At 55.3% G+C, this 18,268-nt stretch carries 20 protein-coding genes and 2 tRNA genes; 11 read left to right on the top strand and 11 right to left on the bottom strand.

Going from position 1 to position 18,268, the window contains the following annotated elements:
- Window positions 1-25: 25 nt before the first annotated feature.
- Window positions 26-667 (bottom strand): riboflavin synthase, encoded by a 642-nt coding sequence (locus tag BJP35_RS14410; RefSeq protein ID WP_020884345.1) that lies wholly within the window; start codon window positions 665-667, stop codon window positions 26-28.
- A 225-nt stretch (window positions 668-892) separates the two neighbouring features.
- Here BJP35_RS14410 and mdtK point away from each other — a divergent pair, with 225 nt between their 5' ends.
- The 4 genes from mdtK to BJP35_RS14390 all read left to right on the top strand — a co-directional run bounded on the left by mdtK (window position 893) and on the right by BJP35_RS14390 (window position 4,291).
- On the top strand, window positions 893-2,266 hold the full coding sequence (gene mdtK, locus BJP35_RS14405; RefSeq protein WP_014169764.1) for an MdtK family multidrug efflux MATE transporter: 1,374 nt from the start codon (window positions 893-895) through the stop codon (window positions 2,264-2,266).
- A gap of 153 nt (window positions 2,267-2,419) precedes the next feature.
- Window positions 2,420-2,496 (top strand) — tRNA-Val (locus BJP35_RS14400).
- 4 nt (window positions 2,497-2,500) lie between these two features.
- Window positions 2,501-2,577 (top strand) — tRNA-Val (locus BJP35_RS14395).
- A 118-nt stretch (window positions 2,578-2,695) separates the two neighbouring features.
- Window positions 2,696-4,291 carry an FAD-NAD(P)-binding protein gene (locus tag BJP35_RS14390; protein ID WP_063156073.1) on the top strand — a complete coding sequence of 532 codons (1,596 nt, stop codon included), beginning with the start codon at window positions 2,696-2,698 and terminating at the stop codon, window positions 4,289-4,291.
- 28 nt (window positions 4,292-4,319) lie between these two features.
- On the opposite strand, the gene BJP35_RS14385 is transcribed toward BJP35_RS14390, so the two are convergent.
- Window positions 4,320-4,955, bottom strand: coding sequence for a carbonic anhydrase (locus tag BJP35_RS14385; protein WP_014169762.1), 636 nt, complete (start codon window positions 4,953-4,955; stop codon window positions 4,320-4,322).
- 72 nt (window positions 4,956-5,027) lie between these two features.
- A complete protein-coding gene (locus BJP35_RS14380; protein ID WP_086463348.1) occupies window positions 5,028-5,810 on the bottom strand; it encodes an MBL fold metallo-hydrolase in 783 nt (260 codons plus the stop codon).
- A gap of 125 nt (window positions 5,811-5,935) precedes the next feature.
- Here BJP35_RS14380 and BJP35_RS14375 point away from each other — a divergent pair, with 125 nt between their 5' ends.
- Window positions 5,936-6,076: a hypothetical protein gene (locus BJP35_RS14375; RefSeq protein WP_020884349.1), complete on the top strand. Its 141-nt coding sequence runs from the start codon at window positions 5,936-5,938 to the stop codon at window positions 6,074-6,076.
- A 35-nt stretch (window positions 6,077-6,111) separates the two neighbouring features.
- Here the strand turns inward: BJP35_RS14375 and BJP35_RS14370 are convergent, their stop codons facing one another.
- The 4 genes from BJP35_RS14370 to BJP35_RS24450 form a co-directional block, all read right to left on the bottom strand.
- A complete protein-coding gene (locus BJP35_RS14370) occupies window positions 6,112-6,591 on the bottom strand; it encodes a heme-binding protein (RefSeq protein ID WP_020884350.1) in 480 nt (159 codons plus the stop codon).
- Between the two features lie 89 nt (window positions 6,592-6,680).
- Window positions 6,681-7,292: a response regulator transcription factor gene (locus tag BJP35_RS14365; protein ID WP_086463347.1), complete on the bottom strand. Its 612-nt coding sequence runs from the start codon at window positions 7,290-7,292 to the stop codon at window positions 6,681-6,683.
- A complete protein-coding gene (locus tag BJP35_RS14360) occupies window positions 7,285-8,610 on the bottom strand; it encodes a sensor histidine kinase (RefSeq protein WP_063925048.1) in 1,326 nt (441 codons plus the stop codon). Before BJP35_RS14360 ends, BJP35_RS14365 begins: the two co-directional genes overlap by 8 nt.
- Window positions 8,611-8,717: 107 nt before the next feature.
- Complete coding sequence (locus tag BJP35_RS24450; protein WP_014169756.1) at window positions 8,718-8,885, bottom strand: hypothetical protein; 168 nt, start codon at window positions 8,883-8,885, stop codon at window positions 8,718-8,720.
- A 244-nt stretch (window positions 8,886-9,129) separates the two neighbouring features.
- Between BJP35_RS24450 and BJP35_RS14355 the strand changes: the two genes are divergently transcribed.
- Genes BJP35_RS14355 through BJP35_RS14340 form a run of 4 tightly spaced genes read left to right on the top strand, consistent with a single transcriptional unit; the run spans window position 9,130 to window position 12,193 of the window.
- Complete coding sequence (locus BJP35_RS14355) at window positions 9,130-9,960, top strand: ABC transporter substrate-binding protein (protein ID WP_047744544.1); 831 nt, start codon at window positions 9,130-9,132, stop codon at window positions 9,958-9,960.
- Between the two features lies 1 nt (window position 9,961).
- Window positions 9,962-10,777 carry an amino acid ABC transporter ATP-binding protein gene (locus BJP35_RS14350; protein WP_047744542.1) on the top strand — a complete coding sequence of 272 codons (816 nt, stop codon included), beginning with the start codon at window positions 9,962-9,964 and terminating at the stop codon, window positions 10,775-10,777.
- Entirely contained in the window at window positions 10,777-11,523 is a 747-nt protein-coding gene (locus BJP35_RS14345) for an amino acid ABC transporter permease (RefSeq protein ID WP_032681174.1), read from the top strand. The genes BJP35_RS14350 and BJP35_RS14345 overlap by 1 nt, the downstream gene beginning before the upstream one ends.
- Window positions 11,507-12,193, top strand: coding sequence for an amino acid ABC transporter permease (locus BJP35_RS14340; protein ID WP_047744540.1), 687 nt, complete (start codon window positions 11,507-11,509; stop codon window positions 12,191-12,193). The genes BJP35_RS14345 and BJP35_RS14340 overlap by 17 nt, the downstream gene beginning before the upstream one ends.
- Here BJP35_RS14340 and fumD read toward each other — a convergent pair.
- The 4 genes from fumD to BJP35_RS14320 form a co-directional block, all read right to left on the bottom strand.
- Window positions 12,174-12,383, bottom strand: a complete 210-nt coding sequence (gene fumD, locus BJP35_RS14335; RefSeq protein ID WP_014831602.1) for a fumarate hydratase FumD — start codon at window positions 12,381-12,383, stop codon at window positions 12,174-12,176. The two genes, BJP35_RS14340 and fumD, sit on opposite strands and share 20 nt — an antisense overlap.
- Window positions 12,384-12,491: 108 nt before the next feature.
- Window positions 12,492-13,304, bottom strand: a complete 813-nt coding sequence (locus BJP35_RS14330; protein WP_014169750.1) for a MetQ/NlpA family ABC transporter substrate-binding protein — start codon at window positions 13,302-13,304, stop codon at window positions 12,492-12,494.
- A gap of 28 nt (window positions 13,305-13,332) precedes the next feature.
- Window positions 13,333-14,001, bottom strand: coding sequence for a methionine ABC transporter permease (locus tag BJP35_RS14325; RefSeq protein ID WP_025204366.1), 669 nt, complete (start codon window positions 13,999-14,001; stop codon window positions 13,333-13,335).
- Window positions 13,994-15,016, bottom strand: a complete 1,023-nt coding sequence (locus BJP35_RS14320; RefSeq protein ID WP_047744538.1) for a methionine ABC transporter ATP-binding protein — start codon at window positions 15,014-15,016, stop codon at window positions 13,994-13,996. The genes BJP35_RS14325 and BJP35_RS14320 overlap by 8 nt, the downstream gene beginning before the upstream one ends.
- A gap of 399 nt (window positions 15,017-15,415) precedes the next feature.
- Here BJP35_RS14320 and BJP35_RS14315 point away from each other — a divergent pair, with 399 nt between their 5' ends.
- Entirely contained in the window at window positions 15,416-16,786 is a 1,371-nt protein-coding gene (locus BJP35_RS14315) for a cystathionine beta-synthase (protein ID WP_047744536.1), read from the top strand.
- Window positions 16,787-16,797: 11 nt separating this feature from the next.
- Complete coding sequence (locus tag BJP35_RS14310) at window positions 16,798-17,943, top strand: PLP-dependent aspartate aminotransferase family protein (RefSeq protein ID WP_041162559.1); 1,146 nt, start codon at window positions 16,798-16,800, stop codon at window positions 17,941-17,943.
- Window positions 17,944-18,268 lie beyond the last annotated feature (325 nt).

Raw genomic sequence — 18,268 nt, 5'->3', positions numbered from 1 at the left:
AAACCCCGGATATCCGGGGTTCATTTTATTCTTCTTCTGCGGTCTTTATTATTGCGGCTTCTTTTGCCGCCAACAGCCGCTCAACGGTATCCACAACCGCCTGAGTCTGCGGATCGATTTCGATATTAACCCGATGCCCCAGTTTTTTCGCCCCCAGGGTTGTACGCTGGAGAGTTTCAGGAATTAAATGCACGCAGAAACGGGTCGGCGTCACTTCCCCAACCGTCAGGCTAATCCCATCAATACCAATAAATCCTTTATACAGGATGTATTTCATTAATGAAGGATCCTGCACTTTAAACCAGATTTGACGGTTATTTTCCGAGGTGACAATCTTCGCCACTTCCGCGGTGGTCATAATATGGCCTGACATCAGATGGCCGCCAATCTCATCGCTGAACCTGGCCGCACGCTCTACGTTTACGGTATCCCCTACCACCAGCTCGCCCAGGTTGGTGATGCGCAGCGTCTCTTTCATTAAATCAAAGCTAATCTGGTTCCCGTTAATTTCGGTTACCGTCAGGCAACAGCCGTTATGTGCAATCGAGGCGCCAGTTTCAATGCCATCAAGCATATATTCCGGAAGCTCAACCACATGAGTTCGGAAATTAGGTTTTTCATCAATGGACACCACTTTGGCGGTGCCCTGCACAATACCAGTAAACATGCTTACAACTCCTGTTTTTTCCGGACGGTGGTGACACCGTTTAATCCCACCACAATAACAGTTGGAAAAACAGGTTGCCAGCGGAGCGCATTTTGTGGCGATTTTTTCACTAGATAAATAGCTAAACCCCGCTACAATAGCTGGCACCCCCCTGCATTTTCTTCTTGCTGCCAGTTACGGCGGCCTTTTTAGTCTCTCAAATAACTAGAATATAAAGGTGTTCACGTGCAGAAGTACATGAATGAAGCGCGCCAGTTATTGGCACTGGCTATACCAGTGATCATCGCGCAAGTGGCCCAGACCGCAATGGGATTTGTGGATACGGTAATGGCGGGTGGCTACAGCGCCACCGATATGGCCGCCGTGGCAATAGGCACCTCGATCTGGCTTCCGGCCATCCTGTTTGGCCACGGCCTGCTGCTCGCCCTCACCCCAGTTATCGCTCAGCTTAATGGCTCAGGGCGACGTGAACGTATTGCCCATCAGGTTCGACAGGGGTTCTGGCTGGCAGGGTTTGTCTCCGTGCTGATAATGGTTGTGCTGTGGAATGCCGGTCATATCATCCGCGCCATGCATAATATTGACCCGGCTCTGGCTGACAAAGCCGTCGGCTATCTGCGAGCCCTGCTGTGGGGTGCGCCTGGCTATCTGTTCTTCCAGGTCGCGCGTAACCAGTGTGAAGGCCTGGCGAAAACCAAGCCCGGAATGGTAATGGGCTTTATCGGCTTGCTGGTGAATATTCCGGTGAACTACATCTTCATCTATGGTCACTTCGGTATGCCGGAGCTCGGCGGCGTCGGCTGCGGCGTGGCGACGGCTGCCGTCTATTGGGTGATGTTCTTCAGTATGATCTCCTATGTGAAACGTGCCCGTTCAATGCGCGATATCCGCAATGAACGTTCGTTCAGCACGCCAGACTGGAACATCATGACGCGTCTGGTGCAGTTAGGCCTGCCGATTGCACTGGCGCTGTTCTTTGAAGTGACGCTGTTTGCCGTGGTCGCCCTGCTGGTTTCTCCGCTCGGCATTGTGAACGTAGCCGGTCACCAGATTGCGCTGAACTTCAGTTCCCTGATGTTCGTATTGCCGATGTCGCTGGCCGCAGCGGTGACCATTCGCGTGGGCTTTCGTCTGGGGCAAGGTTCGACGCTGGATGCGCAAACGGCGGCCCGCACGGGGCTTGGCGTCGGTGTCTGTATGGCCATCTGTACGGCACTGTTTACCATCACGCTGCGTGAGCAAATTGCCCTGCTTTACAACGACAACCCGGAAGTGGTGGCCCTGGCCTCCCACCTGATGCTGCTTGCCGCGGTGTACCAGATCTCCGACTCCATACAGGTGATTGGCAGCGGCGTACTGCGTGGGTATAAAGATACGCGTTCGATCTTCTTTATCACCTTCATCGCTTACTGGGTGCTGGGTCTGCCGTGTGGTTATATCCTGGCGCTTACCGACCTGGTGGTTGACCGCATGGGGCCGGCAGGATTCTGGATGGGCTTTATCATCGGCTTAACCTCTGCGGCAATTATGATGATGCTGCGCATGCGCTTCCTGCAACGCCAGTCATCCTCGGTAATATTGCAACGCGCTGCACGTTAAATACGCAGTAGCCGCCAGCTGGCGGCTACTTTCTCTTCACTTTGCGCGGTAATAAAGCAATCGCGTGAAATCAGAGAGAAAAATGCATTTTCCCTCTTGCCTCAACGATGCTGTGCCGCTAATATTCGTCCCCGTTGTCACCGACAACACGTTGCGTTCATAGCTCAGTTGGTTAGAGCACCACCTTGACATGGTGGGGGTCGTTGGTTCGAGTCCAATTGAACGCACCATTCTGCGTCCGTAGCTCAGTTGGTTAGAGCACCACCTTGACATGGTGGGGGTCGGTGGTTCGAGTCCACTCGGACGCACCATTTCAGTCCTGAAATGGTGCAAATCCTCTTCTTAATGCCTGATTTTTCTTAATACCCCCATTTCATCATTATTCTCCTGCTACGCTTTTCTTATGGAAAAAAAACAGGAAGACTGTCGATGAAGAAAATCGCCATTATCGGCTCCGGCCCTACAGGGATTTACACCTTTTATTCTCTTCTTAAGAACGCGTCGCCGCTCTCTGTCTCCGTTTTTGAACAGGCAGACGAAGCTGGCGTGGGAATGCCCTACAACGACGACGATAACTCTCGCCTGATGCTGGCCAACATTGCCAGCATTGAAATCCCGCCCCTTTTTATGACCTACCTCGACTGGCTTAAGCGCCAGAGTGAAGCCCATCTGGCGCGCTTTAAGGTTGATAAAGCCACCTTGCATGACAGACAGTTTTTGCCCCGTATTCTGCTGGGCGAGTATTTTCGCGACAGTTTCCTGACGATAGTCCAGGAAGCTAAGAGGCGGGGATTTCAGGTTGAGATCCACACGTCTGCCACCGTCACCGATGTTGCCCCGTCTTCCTCCGGCGTGACGCTTTCGGTCAATGACACGCCGTTTCCGGAACAATTCGATCTCGCCGTGATCGCCACCGGGCATGTCTGGCCAGAAGAAGAGGAAGCCACGCGCGCGTATTTCCCAAGCCCGTGGTCAGGGTTGATGGATGCCCGCATCCGCCCCTGCCGCGTCGGTATTATGGGAACATCCTTAAGCGGGCTGGACGCGGCGATGGCCGTGGTCATGCAGCACGGTGAGTTTCGCGACGGCACGTTCCTCCTCGATAAAGGAAGTGAAGCGTTAAAAATTGTACTCATGTCCAGGACCGGGATTCTGCCAGAGGCCGATTTTTACTGCCCTATTCCGTACGAACCGCTGTCGGTATTAACCGAATCGGTACTCGAAGCCGAAATCGCCAAAGGATCAGACGGTCTGCTTGACCGCATTTTCGCCCTGATGGTGAAAGAGCTTGAACTCGCCGACCCGGCCTGGTGTGAGAAAATATCGCTGCGCATGCAGACGGCGGACAGCCTTCGCGAAGCGTGGTTTGAGGATCGAAAACAGCACGGTCCGTTTACCTGGGCTGAAGAGAACCTGATTGAAGTCGAGCGGAACAAACGTGACCGGCGCACGGTGGCCTGGCGCTACACCGTGCTTCGGCTGCATGAAGTGGTTCAGGAGATGGTTCCTCATCTTACCGAGGAGGACGCTGAACGCTTTAAAAACGGGCTGGCGCGCGTCTTTATCGACAACTATGCCGCCATTCCCCCGCAGTCGATTCGCAGGCTTCTCGCGCTTCGTGAGGCCGGCATCATTAGCGTTGTGGCGCTGGGTGATGATTACACGCTGGATATTGGCAGCGCGCAGACGGTCATCACCACAAAAGAAACAACCTACCGTTTCGACGTCTTTATTGATGCCCGCGGGCAAAAGCCGCTTAAAACAAAAGATCTGCCCTTCCCGACGCTGCGCAAACAGCTACAGGCGACGGGCGATGAGATCCCGGATATTGGCGAGGATTACACGTTAAAAGCGCCGGAAACGCTTCGCGGACGCATTGCATTTGGCGCAATCCCGTGGCTGATGCACGATCACCCTTTTGTTCAGGGACTGGCGGAATGTGCAGAGATAGCAGAGGCGATGGCAAAAGCCGCAGAGAAAACCGCATCGGGTTCAAGAAGGAAATTACCGTACAGTGATGACTGACAGGGCATCCGTGCCCTGCAACGCGGGATTACTCGAAGTAAACCTGCGGGTTATCGGATAAAGAGACGAAGGTTTTCGTCTCTTTATCCAGTGCAAGAATTTTGCCGCTTTCAATGTCATACACCCAGCCGTGAAGACGGATGGCGTTGTTGCGCAGGCCCACCGCCACTGACGGGTGAGTCTTAATGTTGCTCAGCTGCGCAAACACGTTTTCCTGCACCATCGCATTCACTTTATCGATTGGCTTATCCCAGGTTTTCTTCTCAACCACCGCTTTTGCCGCATCGGAATAGCGTAACCAGTGAGAAACCGCCGGCATAGGTTCGAGGTCCGCATTGTCGGCAATGGCTTTCATCGCCCCACAGTTGGAGTGGCCGCAGATAACAATATCGGTCACGCCCAGCGCGACAACCGCGTATTCAATCGTTGCGGAGACACCGCCTGGCTCAGGGCCGAACGGTGGCACGATGTTGCCAGCATTACGAATGACAAAGAGTTGTCCTGGCTCTTGCTGAGTGACCAGTTCTGGGACCAGACGGCTGTCAGAGCATGAGATGAACAGCGCTTTGGGATTCTGGCTGGACGCTAAACTGCGGAAGAGCTCTTTACGTTGCGGGAAAATCTCTTTTTGAAAGCTGAGAAAACCTTCAATGATATGTTGCATAGCAATTTCTCTTTTATCTGTTTTAGTTTAGGTATGATCGGGATCACACAAGTAAAGTTTACCCACCGGACTTTACTTCAGACAAGCAATATATTTCTGGCCCGACCGCTGCACAATCTCATCCGCATTCGCCAGGATATTTTGCCCTTCAAAAGCGCCGTACAGGCGAGCGAATTTTTTCCCCACCAGCCGCCTGGTCACGTCTTCGACGCTGCGGGCGGGCAACGGCAGCATATTCGGATAGCTCCACATAAACGAGACGGCATCTTTGCCCGGCGTGACCTGTAGAATATCGCCTGCCAGCAAGACACCATCACCCTCCTGCCAGTGCAGCACCGTTCCGCCAGCGAAATGTCCTCCGAGACGTAATAACGTTACCGCGGGGAAAATGTCCAGCGTATCGCCCTGCCAGAAGTGGAGCATCGGACTGTCGCGCATAACCCACTCGCGATCGTTCGCGTGCAGGTAAACCGGCGCATCGAAAGCCCCGGCCCACTCCTGCATCGTGGTGTAGTAGTGAGGATGTGAAATCGCGATCGCGCTGATGCCGCCGAGCGCCGTGATGATGGTTCTGGTTGCCGGGTCGAGATTCGCAATGCAATCCCAAAGGATATTGCCGTGGGGGGTACGCAGAAGCAGCGCGCGCTGGTTGATGGCAAAAGCGGGCACCGTTTTGATACTGAGCAGCTGCGGCTCAAGCTGCTGCCATTTATTGCTGTGTGTGGCCGTCACCGTCGCAAAATCACTCCACGCCTGGCCGCTGGCCGGAACATACTGGCGTTCATCCTCGCACACAGGGCATCGCGCCGGCGTTGCGTCATAAGAGGTACCGCAGGTTTTACACAGTGTAATCATGAGCTCTCCTCAGCGATAAAGCACTGAGTATGGCAGGGATTATCGTTATGTGCTGCGCGGTACATTGCCGGCTCTTTTTGCCCTATACTGTGCCAGTATCAAAAACCGAACAAAGCAGGTGCCATATGGAAATTGATCTCGAAAACTTGGTCTTTAACGGGCTGGATGAAGCTGAAGAGCGTAACGCGGAACGTCTCGACGACGCTGATAAAAAAGCGCAGTCGATTATCGCCGATGACGACTGCGGTGATGCCTGCAAGATCTGATGATAAAGCACCGGAAAACCCGGTGCTTTTTTATATTATTTCTTCAGCCCGTCAATCGCCGCCTGCGCGCACGCTTCATCCAGATGACCACCCGGCGCACCGCCGATCCCTATTGCGCCGATCACCTCATCCCCCTCTTTCACCGGCAGACCACCGGCCAGCAGCAGGAAGCCCGGAATATCACGCATGTTTTGTGCGCCGGCATTGCTCTGCGCGGCTTCCATAACCTTGCCTGACGCATTTTTTGCACTCAGCGCGGTATAGGCTTTCATTTCGCTGGCTTTTACCGTGTGTGGCCCGGCATTGTCGGTACGCTGCACCGCTTTGACCACACCGGCGCGGTCCACCACGGTTACCGTCACCTGGTAGTTTTTCGCTACGCAGGCCTGAATGGCGGAGGTCGCCAGCGCGTTGGCCTGCGCCAGGGAGAGATTTTTCTGGTTCAATGCGTCGGCCTGTGCCGTCAGGCTTACGCTACCGGCGACAAGCGCGGCTGCCATCATTACTTTTTTCATCGCACGTCCTCGAATGATTGAATACCGTTCGATCGTACTCAGACGCGCGATGAAGCGTAATTCGGTTGATTACGCAATTATCCTGGTAGTTATACGGATTGTAATTTGTCGTAATCGCGGATTGCCTGCACCAGGCTGGTCACGCCAAGCTTGGCGAACGCCGCGGCCCGGTGCGCTTCAACCGTTCTGGGCGAGAGGTTCAGCTGCAGGGCCACCTCTTTATTGCTGCATCCTTCCATCAGCACCGCCAGCACCTCGTGCTCACGCGCCGTCAGTTGTTCGAAACGCGCTTTAATCCGCGACGTTTCTTGCCAGCGGGTCAGTCGTCTCTGGCTCTCTTCGAAGGCGAGCCCTACCGTTTCAATGAGCTTATCGGCATCCAGCGGCTTGGTGAAAAACTCAAAGACGCCATTGCGAAAGGCGCGGCGGCAGGCATCAACGGTGCCGTGTCCGGTCATGACGATAACCGGCAGCAGCGGCCAGGGCCATTTGCCCTCCTCCAGCCAGGTCAGCCCGCCTTTTCCCGGCATGCGCATATCCAGCAGCAGACAGCCGACGAGCGCCGCGCGCCCACCGTGCGCTGACGTAAACGCGTCAATGCTTTCAAACCCATTGACCTGCCAGCCCATTCCCGAGAGTAAGAAGGCCAGCGACTCACGGATGGATTCATCGTCATCAATCAGCCAGACTGTGTTATCCACGCGTATTTACCTCTCCACTCGCCAGTTGTAACCGGACCTGCGCCCCGCCCTGGGGCGCATTGCCCAGCGTGATTGTTCCATTCATGCGCGTCATCAACGACTCCGTTAACGTCATTCCCAGCCCTATTCCTTCCGTCCGTCCGCTGTAAAACGGCATAAAGGCGTTCTGCAAGGCCTCCGGGCTAAAGCCAGGTCCGCCATCAGTTATGGTGATATAAATCCAGTTTTCCCGTTTCTCGCTGGTTATTTTCACCCACCCTTGCGCGCACTCTTGCTGGGCCTGAATGGCATTACTGAGCAGATTATGCAGCACCTGTTCAAGCCAGAGTCGGTCTGCCAGAACCCGCGTGGCACCTGCCGCGAACGCATGGCTCACCGCGATATGCTCAGAGCGGCGTTCATGTTCCAGGAGATCGACCACCTGCTGCCAGCACGGTTTCAGGTCGATGTCGCGCAAGGTGACTTTTTCCTGAACCACATGTTCGCGAAAGCGGGTTAAGAGCGCGCTGATACGCTGGGTTTGTACCAGCGCGGCAGCCAGCGCCTGCGATACGGCCTGCGGATTCGCCTGCTGTTGCTGGCGCTGAGCACCCTGAATCCAGGTCTGAACAGCAGTCAGCGGCTGGTTAATCTCATGCACGATCCCAGCGGTGATCTCTCCCAGGGTGTTGAGCCTTGCATGCTGGTAATAGTGTGCGCGCTGTTCGGCGTGCTGGCGCTGCCGCCGTTGCCAGAGCAGCAGGCTGGCCGCGGCGATAAGCACTGCCCAGCCGAAGAACAGGAACGGATATACCCACCAGGAGACGGCCAGCCAGTGCGGCTTTGCCGTGGCCATAAGGGTAAAAGGTTGTGTGGGTTGCGTGAAGGTCCGCTGCCAGTGCCAGAAAGCCCCGGCAGGGGGCGCGTTATTTGCGTCATTGAAGCGAATGGCAAGTGCATCAAAGGTATGTTGGGTGCTGAGCAGCGGCGCAAGATCGATAAGTACGCGGATCTGACGCCAGGGATTATACAGCCAGTACTGACAATCGCGGGTCGATTCCACACGGGCGGCGTTCAGCGCACGGCCTGAGGTTTTCTCAAGGGCGAGGATGTGCGGGAATTTTTTGCGCAGGGCCGCGAGGTCTTCCTCGCCGTTGAGTAACGGCAAAACAGATTCATTTTGTGTCAGCACGGCGCTAAGGGTGGAATAGCGTGTCGAAAACTCACGATCGCGTTCCCAGAACTGGCGGCGGATCTGTTCGGCATAAAGCAAAACGCCGCTGATGAGGCACGCCAGCAGCCAGACAATAACCGTGCGCCTGAAAAGAGTGTTATTCATTCCGTTAACGGGTCAGGAGATTCATCCTGCCGACATTAGCAGTTAACCGTTGTCAGAACAAAATTTCGCACAGCTCATTCCAGTACATTTCGCGCGTGCGGCGCAGTTCAGCGTGACGTTTTATCATGGAACCACTCCGGATCAATGTTGGCAACGTCCACGCCATACAGGCTGGCGACAGGCAGTACGGACTCAAGAACACGTTGCGCGCTGTTCTCCGCATTCGCTGGTCGGGTCGCAAAAAACCGCCGTAACGTGTTTATCCACTTTTTCATCGTCTTTCCCCCTTTCGCTTCACTGGACCTAAGTTAAACACCCAACACCCGCACAGGGGAAATACCAAAATCCACTGTCGTTGTGCAGGATTTGCAAATAGCCCTCCATTCTTTTACTCGCCATTAACACCTTGTTCACTAATGCTTTTTTGCTTATAGCAAAGAACGATTTCTTATTTGGCGAGAGCTTTCGCTTATGGGAGCGTAACGGGGTAAAACAAAAACAACGGGATGAACAATCACTATGGCAGCAAACACGAAAGGGTTTAAAAAAAGGACACTGGTGCTGGGCTTACTGGCGGCAGGCGGTCTGTTCTCAATGCAGGTGCAGGCCGATCAACTGGCGGATATTAAAGCCGCAGGCGTGGTCAAAGTTGCCACCTTTGATGCCAATCCGCCGTTTGGCTCCATCGATGCAAAGACCCATGAGATTGTCGGCTACGACGTCGTTTTCGCCAGAGCGCTTGCCAGTGCACTTGGCGTGAAGCTTGAACTGGTTGCCACCAACCCGGCTAACCGCATTCCCCTCCTGCAGTCCGGTAAGGCGGATTTGATTGTGGCAGATATCACCATTACCCCGGAACGGGCGCAGGTGGTTGATTTCTCCCTTCCCTATTTCGTGACCGGCCAGCAGTTCCTGGTACCGGTAAAAGCTGCCGATACGCTTGAGGCCTATAGCCGGGCGCGCATTGGCGCGGTAAAAGGCACAACGGGTGAACAGGCGCTGCACCAGCGTTTCCCGCACGCCCGCGTGCTCTCTTATGACGATATTCCGCTGGCGCTGACGGCCCTGCGCAACGGTAACGTGCAGGCTATCACTCAGGACAGTACGATTCTGGCCGGTCTGCTGGCGCAGGCGCCGGACAAGGCGAACTTTAAAATCCTGCCCGATCTGCTCAGCAAAGAAGAGATTGGCGTGGGGGTAAAAAAAGGCGAAACCGCTCTGCTGAAAGCCGTCAACGACGAGCTTGTTAACCTTGAGAAGAACGGTCAGGCGGCAAAAATCTATGACGTCTGGTTCGGTCCGGATACCCCCTCCCCACAGCCTCGTGCCTTTAAAATAGAAGCTCAGTAATATGCTCTCAGCGCTTTTTTCACACTCCGCGGCCGGTGCCGCGGATTTTTCACATCTGGAACACGCCAGCGTCGAGTTTCGCGATGTGCAGAAACATTACGGTAACCATCAGGTCTTAAAGGGCATTAACCTCACCATCACGCCAGGTGAAGTGGTGGCCATTCTCGGGCCTTCGGGTTCCGGTAAATCCACCCTGATCCGGCTTATCAATCAGCTTGAAACCCTGAGCGGTGGCGAGATCCTGATCGATAACAAACCCACCAGACGGCTCTCCGGTACCGCGCTGCGTCAGTTGCGCAGCCGCGTCGGGTTTGTGTTTCAGCAGTTCAATCTTTACGCCCACCTCACCGCCAGTCAAAACATCACGCTGGCGCTGGAGCATGTTCACGGCTGGAAGGCCCAGCCAGCTCAGGCGCGGGCGCTGGCACTGCTGGAAAAGGTGGGGATGCTGGAAAAAGCACACCATTTCCCTGCCGAACTTTCCGGCGGTCAGCAACAGCGCGTGGCGATTGCCCGCGCGCTGGCCTCTTCACCGCAAATCATTCTGTTCGATGAGCCAACCTCCGCGCTTGACCCGGAGATGATTGGCGAAGTGCTGTTCGTGATGAAGGCGCTTGCGCACAGCGGGATCACCATGATTGTGGTGACGCATGAGATGCAATTTGCCCGGGAAATTGCCGACCGGATTGTGTTTATCGACGCCGGGCACGTTCTTGAAACCGCGCCACCGGAGCAATTTTTCAGGCAACCGTCGCACCCACGCGCTCAGCGATTCCTGCAAAAAGTCCTGAACCCGCTGCATCAGGAGCATCTCTAATGCCCACACTTGACTGGCAGGGCGTGCTGACCGGACAGCCCCTGCAGTGGATCGTATCCGGATTTCTCACCACCCTGTGGGTGACGCTCGCGGGGATGCTGCTGGCAACCCTGCTCGCGCTGCTTTTTCTGCTTCTTCGCCTGACGGGTGGACGTGTCGGGAACGCGGTCGTCAGTAGCTGGGTGTCGCTGTTTCGCAATACGCCGCTGCTGGTGCAACTGCTGTTCTGGTATTTCGCCGCCTGGAACGGGTTACCGCAGGCGTTCCGGGATGCCGTGAATGCGGATCACCGCTGGTCCGTTTTGCCCGGTGACGTCTGGTGGTTTACCCCCGAGTTTTTATGCTCTGCATGGGGGTTAGGCGTATTCACCTCGGCTTTCTTGATTGAGGAAGTGGCATCGGGACTACGTTCAGTCCCTGCCGGGCAACGGGAAGCGGCGCTCGCACAGGGATTTTCCGCGTGGCGCTTGTTTCGTTACATCCTTCTGCCGCAAGGGCTGGCCAACGCCTGGCAACCCGTTGTCGGGCAGTATCTCAATCTGATGAAACTCTCATCGCTCGCCAGCGGCATTGGCTTTGCCGAATTGACCTATCAGGTGAGACAGATTGAAAGCTACAACGCCCATGCGCTGGAGGCGTTTACCGTCGGCACCGTCCTGTACCTGCTTACCGGTATGCTGATGGGGGCGGTGCTGGTGCGCCTCGGCCCAATCTCAGGGAGGGGAAACCATGCTTGCCGGACTTAATGTCATTACCGATAACCTGGATTACCTGCTCTGGGGACGTGCGGCAGTTGGGGAGCCTGGCGGGGTCTTGCTCTCATTGCTGATGGCGCTGGGCGCGGCGGCTCTCGCCCTGCCCGGTGGAATTGCTCTCGCGTGCCTGGCCTGGCGTTTTACGGGGCTTGTGCGCAAGGCGCTCTTTGTATGGGCGGAATTAATTCGCGGGATCCCGCTAATCTTTGTGATTTTCTGGATGTGGTATCTGCTGCCGCTCATCACCGGCGGCGATCTCCCGGGGGCGCTCACCGTCACGCTGGCCCTGGCCTGGTTTACCGCGGCCTCGGTTATGCATTCAGTACTGGCCGGACTCAGCGCCTTACCGTCAGGGCAGTACGAGGCCGCCCTGTCTCAGGGTTTCAGTACCCGGCAAACGCTGTCGCGCGTGCTGCTGCCGCAGGCGATGCGCAATATTCTGCCGTCACTGGTGGGGATTTTTATCAGCCTGCTGAAGGATACGTCGCTGGCGTTTATTGTGAATGTCCCTGAGCTCACCACGGTGGCCGGCCAGGTGAACAACCGGGTGCAAATTTACCCGGCAGCCATTTTTATCTTTACGGGTGTGGTCTATTACCTGCTCTGCTGCTCCCTTGAGCAGCTTGCGAAACGCTGGCGCTTCAACCGGCCAGCGCTTTGACCACGGTTTCCATTGCCTGGGTGGTTAACTCGCTACGTTTTACGCGCTGGTTCGCCAGCGCCGTACGCAGCACCCCCGCAATGACAATATGCTTCGGCTCCTGCCCCAAATCACGCATCTCCAGAACGACCTTCCCGACCACCCGACACATCTCCTGATACAGCGCTTCGTCTTTGGTCACATTACCCATCGTCATCACTCCATTGCCCTAAACTCTCAGCTTAAATGATTCATCGCCCGGATACAAAAAAGAAGCCCGGCGAGAGTCCCGCCGGGCTTCATTCGTAAAATCAATAAATTAGTTGTTTACCGGGATCACTGCGCCTTTGTATTTGGTGCGGATCCAGTCCTGGATCGCTTTGGAGTGCAGAACGTTCACCAGCGCGACGATATCTTTCTTCTTCTCGTCACCACGATGAACGGTAATGATGTTGGCATATGGGTTATTTTCACCACTCTCTACCGCAATCGGGTCATGTACAGGATCAAGGCCCGCATCAATCGCGTAGTTGGCGTTAATCACGACCGCGTCACCTTCGTCGTTGTTGTACATCTGTGGCAGCAGAGAGGCTTCCACGTTAGGCGTAAACTGCAGTTTTTTCGGGTTTTCCACGATATCGCTGATACGCGCGGTCACTTTGTCGATGCCCGGCTTCAGTTTGATCACCCCCTCTTTTTCGAAGATAGAGAGAATACGGCCCTCTTCAGATACAGCATCACGCATGATGATTTTGCCGCCCTGCGGCAGATCTTTCAGGGATTTGTATTTTTTGGAGTAGATCCCGATTGGCTCGATGTGGATCGCGCCCGCGCTGACAAAATCATAATCCTTATCACCGGCGTGATCTTTCAGCACGCTGTTCAGGTAAGGAATATGCTGGAAATAGTTAGCGTCAATATCATGACCCGCCAGCGCGGTGTTGGGCAGAATGTAGTCCTGGAAAGGTTTGATCTCCAGATCGATACCCTGCTTCGCCAGGATAGGCTTCGCCTGCTCCAGAATTTCGGCGTGCGGCGTGTTGGATGCCCCCACGGTCAGGGTATCAGCCCAGGTGGCAAAGCTCAGGGCGCTCAGGGTTGCTGCGGCGATCAGTGTCAGTGTTTTTTTCATGATGATGGTTCCTGTGTGTTATTAGAGATTATCGTTTATCTAACAGTGAGGTCAGGACGTCGCCGCAGAACTGGATAATGAAAACGATGATCAGAATGGTCACCGTCGCCACCAGCGTGACGTCGCCATGGTTGCGCTGGAATCCTTCCAGATAAGCCAGATTTCCCAAACCGCCTGCGCCAATCACCCCCGCCATGGCGCTGTAACTCACCAGCGCAATCAGCGTTACCGTAATACCTGATACCAGTGCAGGTGATGACTCCGGCAGTAAAACCCGAAACACCAGGGTGCTCAGTCGTGCGCCCATTGAGCGCGTGGCCTCAATAACCCCCTTGTCCACTTCACGCAGGGCAATTTCGACCAGGCGTGCGTAGAACGGTGCCGCACCGACAATCAGAGCCGGCAGCGCCGCGTTGGCGCCAAGAATGGTGCCGACAAGGGTTTTCGTGAACGGGATCAACAGCACAATCAGAATGATGAACGGGATAGAACGAAACACGTTCACCACAATTGAAATCACGCTGTAGACCGCGCGGTTGTGGAACAACCCGCCGCGCGCGGTTAGAAACAACGCCAGGCCAAGGACGATCCCAAGAACAAAGGTTGCCACGCCGGAAAGCGCAGTCATGTACAGCGTTTCCAGCGTCGCCGCCCAGAGTTGCTCCCACTTCAGATGAGGAAAAAGCGTCTCAGCCATGTTTAATTACCTCGCCTTCAATATCGCTGTGCTTCAGGTCGGCGAGGATATTGCTCAGTTGTTCATCCGATGCCACGACGTGTACCCAGAGTTGCCCAAATACGCCGTGGGCCGTTTGGGTCATTTTTCCGTGCAGAATGTTAAACGGCAGGCCGTAGCGCAGAGTCAGCTCGCCCACGATCGGCTTATGGGTGCTGTGGCCCGTAAAGGTCAACCTGATGACGCTACCTTCAAGATCAGCTGCCAGCTCCGTATTAAACGTCTCTTCCTCGGCATACTGGCTCACCTGGCGGACGAACTGCTGAGTGATAGGCTGCTGCGGACGGGTAAAGACGCTCAGCACCTCCCCCTCTTCCACCACTTTGCCGTTCTCCATCACCGCCACGCGGTCGCAAATTTTGCGCACCACGTGCATCTCGTGCGTGATCAGCACAATGGTCAGCCTGAAGCGGCGGTTAATGTCCAGCAGCAGATCGAGGATCTGATCGGTGGTCTGCGGGTCGAGGGCTGACGTGGCTTCATCGCAAAGCAATACGTCGGGGTTATTGGCCAATGCACGCGCAATCCCCACACGCTGTTTTTGCCCGCCACTCAGCTGCGAGGGATAGGCGTTCTCGCGTCCCTTCAGCCCAACGAGATCGACCAGTTCGGCCACGCGGGCCTTAATGTCGGCTTTTGGCACACCGGCGATTTGCATTGAGAACGCAATATTCTCACTCACCGTGCGCGACCAAAGCAGATTGAAGTGCTGGAAGACCATGCTGATCTTCAGACGTGCCTGGCGCAGTGCTTCGCCCTTTGCGGCAGAAATGTCCTGTCCGTTGATGGTCACACTGCCGCGAGTGGGTTTTTCCAGTCCATTCAGCAAACGAATAAGAGTACTTTTACCCGCGCCGCTGTAACCGATAATGCCGTATATCTGCCCCTGCTCTATCGTCAAATTGACGTTATCAACGGCTGTGAGTGCAACCTTCCCGTTGTCAAAAACCTTCGAAATATTGCTGAGTACAATCATTCTTATGTGTAATCCGTCCCGCGCATGGCGGTTTAGCAGTATGGATGTCCAAATGATAGTAAACAGGCGTTATCACCTTTTAAATGAACAAAAAGGAATTTGTTATAACTTGCAGGAATAAATAGCGGTTTTCGCGCCGGCAGGCATTTAGACCAATTTCAGAAATGATTATCTGGTATGTGCATATCAGCGGGTCATCACCTGATGAAAACGGTTAATTTTGCAGCATTTTTGACTGATATAGCCATCCTCACATCCAGAGCACTTTACGTCTTACTATCCCTCCATCCAAAAACGGCATTTATATTCTTTTCTGTTCTAAAACGGAGTGAAGGATTCTTTAAGGGGTTAATTTCCCCGCCCTATCATCCTGTCATGACCTCCTGAAAGGAAAACACCATGACGATTTACCACTCCGTCACCGAACTGATTGGCCACACCCCGCTTATCCAGCTGCATAAGCTTGATACCGGTCTCTGCTCGTTGTTTTTGAAGCTGGAAAACCAGAACCCGGGCGGTTCGATTAAAGACCGCGTTGCACTGTCGATGATTAACGAAGCGGAGCGCAACGGCCAGCTCCAGCCAGGCGGTACCATCATTGAGGCGACGGCGGGAAATACCGGTCTTGGCCTGGCCTTGATCGCCGCGCAGAAAGGCTATTCGCTGATCCTGGTGGTGCCAGACAAAATGAGCCGCGAGAAGATTTTCCACCTGCGGGCACTGGGGGCTCAGGTGGTACTGACCCGCTCCGATGTCAATAAGGGCCACCCTGCCTACTATCAGGATTACGCGCAACGTCTGGCGAATGAACTGCCGGGGGCGTATTACATCGATCAGTTTAATAACGAAGCCAATCCGCTGGCGCACCGCACCACCACCGCGCCTGAACTGTATGAACAGCTTGACGGTAAGATTGACGCCATCGTCGTCGGCGTGGGGTCTGGCGGGACGCTGGGTGGGCTACAGGCGTGGTTCGCTGAGCACTCACCGCAGACTGAATTTGTGCTGGCCGACCCGGCCGGTTCGGTCCTGGCCGATCAGGTAGAAACGGGACGCTATCAGGATGCGGGCTCGTGGCTGGTTGAGGGGATTGGTGAAGACTTTATTCCTCCGCTGGCACACATCGAAGGGGTGAATCGAGCCTGGCGCATCACCGATCGCGAGGCTTTCACCACCGCCCGCGAGCTGCTGAAAACGGAAGGCATCCTGGCAGGCTCCTCCAGCGGCACCCTGCTGGCGGCTGCGCTGAAATATTGCCAGGCACAGACCACCCCGAAACGGGTTGTGACCTTCGCCTGTGACAGTGGCAACAAATATCTCTCAAAGATGTTCAACGATGACTGGATGCGCCAGCAGGGTTTGATCTCCCGGCCGCCGGCTGGCGATCTCTCCGACTACATTGCCCTGCGCCACGATGAAGGCGCAACCGTCATCGCCGCGCCGGATGACACCCTCTCCACCGTACTGGCGCGGATGCGTTTGTATGACATCTCCCAGCTGCCGGTCCTGGAGAACGGTCAGGTCGTGGGCATCATCGACGAGTGGGATCTTCTGCGCCATATCGGTGGCGATGGCGACCGCTTCTCGCTTCCCGTGACCGCGGCAATGACCCGTCAGGTGGAGTTCCTCGATAAAAATGCCCCGGAAAGCGCCCTGAACGCCATTTTCGATCGCGGTCTGGTGGCGGTCATTAATGACAATGACCGCTTCCTGGGCCTGATTACGCGCAGCGATGTTCTTACCGCCTGGCGCAACCGTCTTCAGCAATAAAGGAATACATGATGAAAAATCTGGCAACCCTGAGCGTACACAGCGGTGAGTTTAACGATCGGCATGGCGCGGTCATGCCCCCAATTTACGCCACCTCCACGTTTGCGCAACCGTCACCCGGCGAGCACACCGGCTATGAATATTCGCGCAGCGGCAATCCGACCCGCCATGCGCTGGAAACCGCCATCGCCGAACTGGAAGGCGGGACCCGCGGCTATGCCTTCGCTTCCGGCCTCGCCGCCATCTCTACCGTGCTTGAACTGCTGGATAAAGACAGCCATATCGTCGCCATTGACGATGTCTACGGCGGGACCTGGCGCCTGATTGAAAATGTGCGTAAACGTAGCACCGGCCTGCAGGTGAGCTGGGTCAAGCCGGACGATTTGGCCGGTCTTGAAGCCGCCATCCGGCCGGATACGCGAATGGTATGGGTTGAAACGCCAACCAATCCGTTGCTTAAACTGGCGGATCTGGCGGCTATCGCCGACATCGCCCGTCGTCATCACGTCATCAGCGTGGCCGATAATACCTTCGCGTCGCCCGTCATCCATCGCCCGCTGGAAACGGGTTTCGACATCGTCGTGCACTCTGCCACCAAATACCTGAATGGTCACTCGGACGTGGTCGCCGGACTGGCGGTTGTGGGAAATAACGCCGCGCTGGCGGACAAGCTTGCCTACCTGCAGAACGCGGTCGGCGGTGTACTGGATCCGTTTAGCAGCTTCCTGACGCTGCGCGGTATTCGTACGCTGTCGCTGCGGGTAGAAAAGCACAGCACCAACGCGCTGGCCATTGCGCAATGGCTGGAGCAACAGCCGCAGGTCGAAAAGGTATTTTATCCGGGGCTGGAATCACACCCGCAATATTCGCTTGCCCGCACGCAGATGGCGCTGCCGGGCGGCATGATTTCTCTGGTGGTGAAAGGCGATGCGCAACGGGCCACAGAGGTGATCCGCTCACTGAAATTATTCACCCTCGCCGAAAGCCTGGGTGGCGTGGAAAGTCTGGTCAGCCAGCCTTACAGCATGACTCACGCTTCGATTCCGCTTGAGCAGCGGCTGGCCAACGGCATCGTACCGCAGCTGATTCGCCTGTCCGTGGGCATTGAAGATGCCAAAGACCTGATTGCCGACCTCAGCCAGGCGCTGAAAAACTAAGCAAAATGCGGCAGGTCACGCACCTGCCGCGATAAGATGTCATCTAACCTTAACGCCTTGATAACAATCTCATGTGGATCTGCACAGATTATTTTTGAAACGCTGTTTTCATTTTCCTTTTATCTTAAAATCAGCGTATAATGCGCGCCTAATCCCTGGTGAATGGTTTCAGCGCTTGGAATACAAAAAACAACGTACAACTACTCCTCTCCTTCGTTGGGCTGTCACTCAGGCACACTTTCTTCTGCACGCTCATTTGATGTCTCCTATCCTTAGTGCGTGTCATATACTCTTTTGCAACACAGGTTTGACTCCGCGGCGGTGC

This window comes from Enterobacter sp. J49, assembly GCF_002148625.1.
Lineage (GTDB): Bacteria > Pseudomonadota > Gammaproteobacteria > Enterobacterales > Enterobacteriaceae > Enterobacter > Enterobacter ludwigii.
Note: the sequence above shows the minus strand (reverse complement) of the source record. Positions and strands in the feature narration are given on the sequence as shown.

Bases quoted from the DNA above. Each gene is read 5' to 3' on its own strand.
- BJP35_RS14410 (WP_020884345.1), bottom strand. From the start codon at position 667: ATGTTTACTGGTATTGTGCAGGGCACCGCCAAAGTGGTGTCCATTGAT.
- BJP35_RS14390 (WP_063156073.1), top strand. From the start codon at position 2,696: ATGAAGAAAATCGCCATTATCGGCTCCGGCCCTACAGGGATTTACACC.
- BJP35_RS14385 (WP_014169762.1), bottom strand. From the start codon at position 4,955: ATGCAACATATCATTGAAGGTTTTCTCAGCTTTCAAAAAGAGATTTTC.
- BJP35_RS14380 (WP_086463348.1), bottom strand. From the start codon at position 5,810: ATGATTACACTGTGTAAAACCTGCGGTACCTCTTATGACGCAACGCCG.
- BJP35_RS14375 (WP_020884349.1), top strand. From the start codon at position 5,936: ATGGAAATTGATCTCGAAAACTTGGTCTTTAACGGGCTGGATGAAGCT.
- BJP35_RS14370 (WP_020884350.1), bottom strand. From the start codon at position 6,591: ATGAAAAAAGTAATGATGGCAGCCGCGCTTGTCGCCGGTAGCGTAAGC.
- BJP35_RS14360 (WP_063925048.1), bottom strand. From the start codon at position 8,610: ATGAATAACACTCTTTTCAGGCGCACGGTTATTGTCTGGCTGCTGGCG.
- BJP35_RS24450 (WP_014169756.1), bottom strand. From the start codon at position 8,885: ATGAAAAAGTGGATAAACACGTTACGGCGGTTTTTTGCGACCCGACCA.
- BJP35_RS14355 (WP_047744544.1), top strand. From the start codon at position 9,130: ATGGCAGCAAACACGAAAGGGTTTAAAAAAAGGACACTGGTGCTGGGC.
- BJP35_RS14350 (WP_047744542.1), top strand. From the start codon at position 9,962: ATGCTCTCAGCGCTTTTTTCACACTCCGCGGCCGGTGCCGCGGATTTT.
- BJP35_RS14345 (WP_032681174.1), top strand. From the start codon at position 10,777: ATGCCCACACTTGACTGGCAGGGCGTGCTGACCGGACAGCCCCTGCAG.
- BJP35_RS14340 (WP_047744540.1), top strand. From the start codon at position 11,507: ATGCTTGCCGGACTTAATGTCATTACCGATAACCTGGATTACCTGCTC.
- fumD (WP_014831602.1), bottom strand. From the start codon at position 12,383: ATGGGTAATGTGACCAAAGACGAAGCGCTGTATCAGGAGATGTGTCGG.
- BJP35_RS14330 (WP_014169750.1), bottom strand. From the start codon at position 13,304: ATGAAAAAAACACTGACACTGATCGCCGCAGCAACCCTGAGCGCCCTG.
- BJP35_RS14325 (WP_025204366.1), bottom strand. From the start codon at position 14,001: ATGGCTGAGACGCTTTTTCCTCATCTGAAGTGGGAGCAACTCTGGGCG.
- BJP35_RS14320 (WP_047744538.1), bottom strand. From the start codon at position 15,016: ATGATTGTACTCAGCAATATTTCGAAGGTTTTTGACAACGGGAAGGTT.
- BJP35_RS14315 (WP_047744536.1), top strand. From the start codon at position 15,416: ATGACGATTTACCACTCCGTCACCGAACTGATTGGCCACACCCCGCTT.
- BJP35_RS14310 (WP_041162559.1), top strand. From the start codon at position 16,798: ATGAAAAATCTGGCAACCCTGAGCGTACACAGCGGTGAGTTTAACGAT.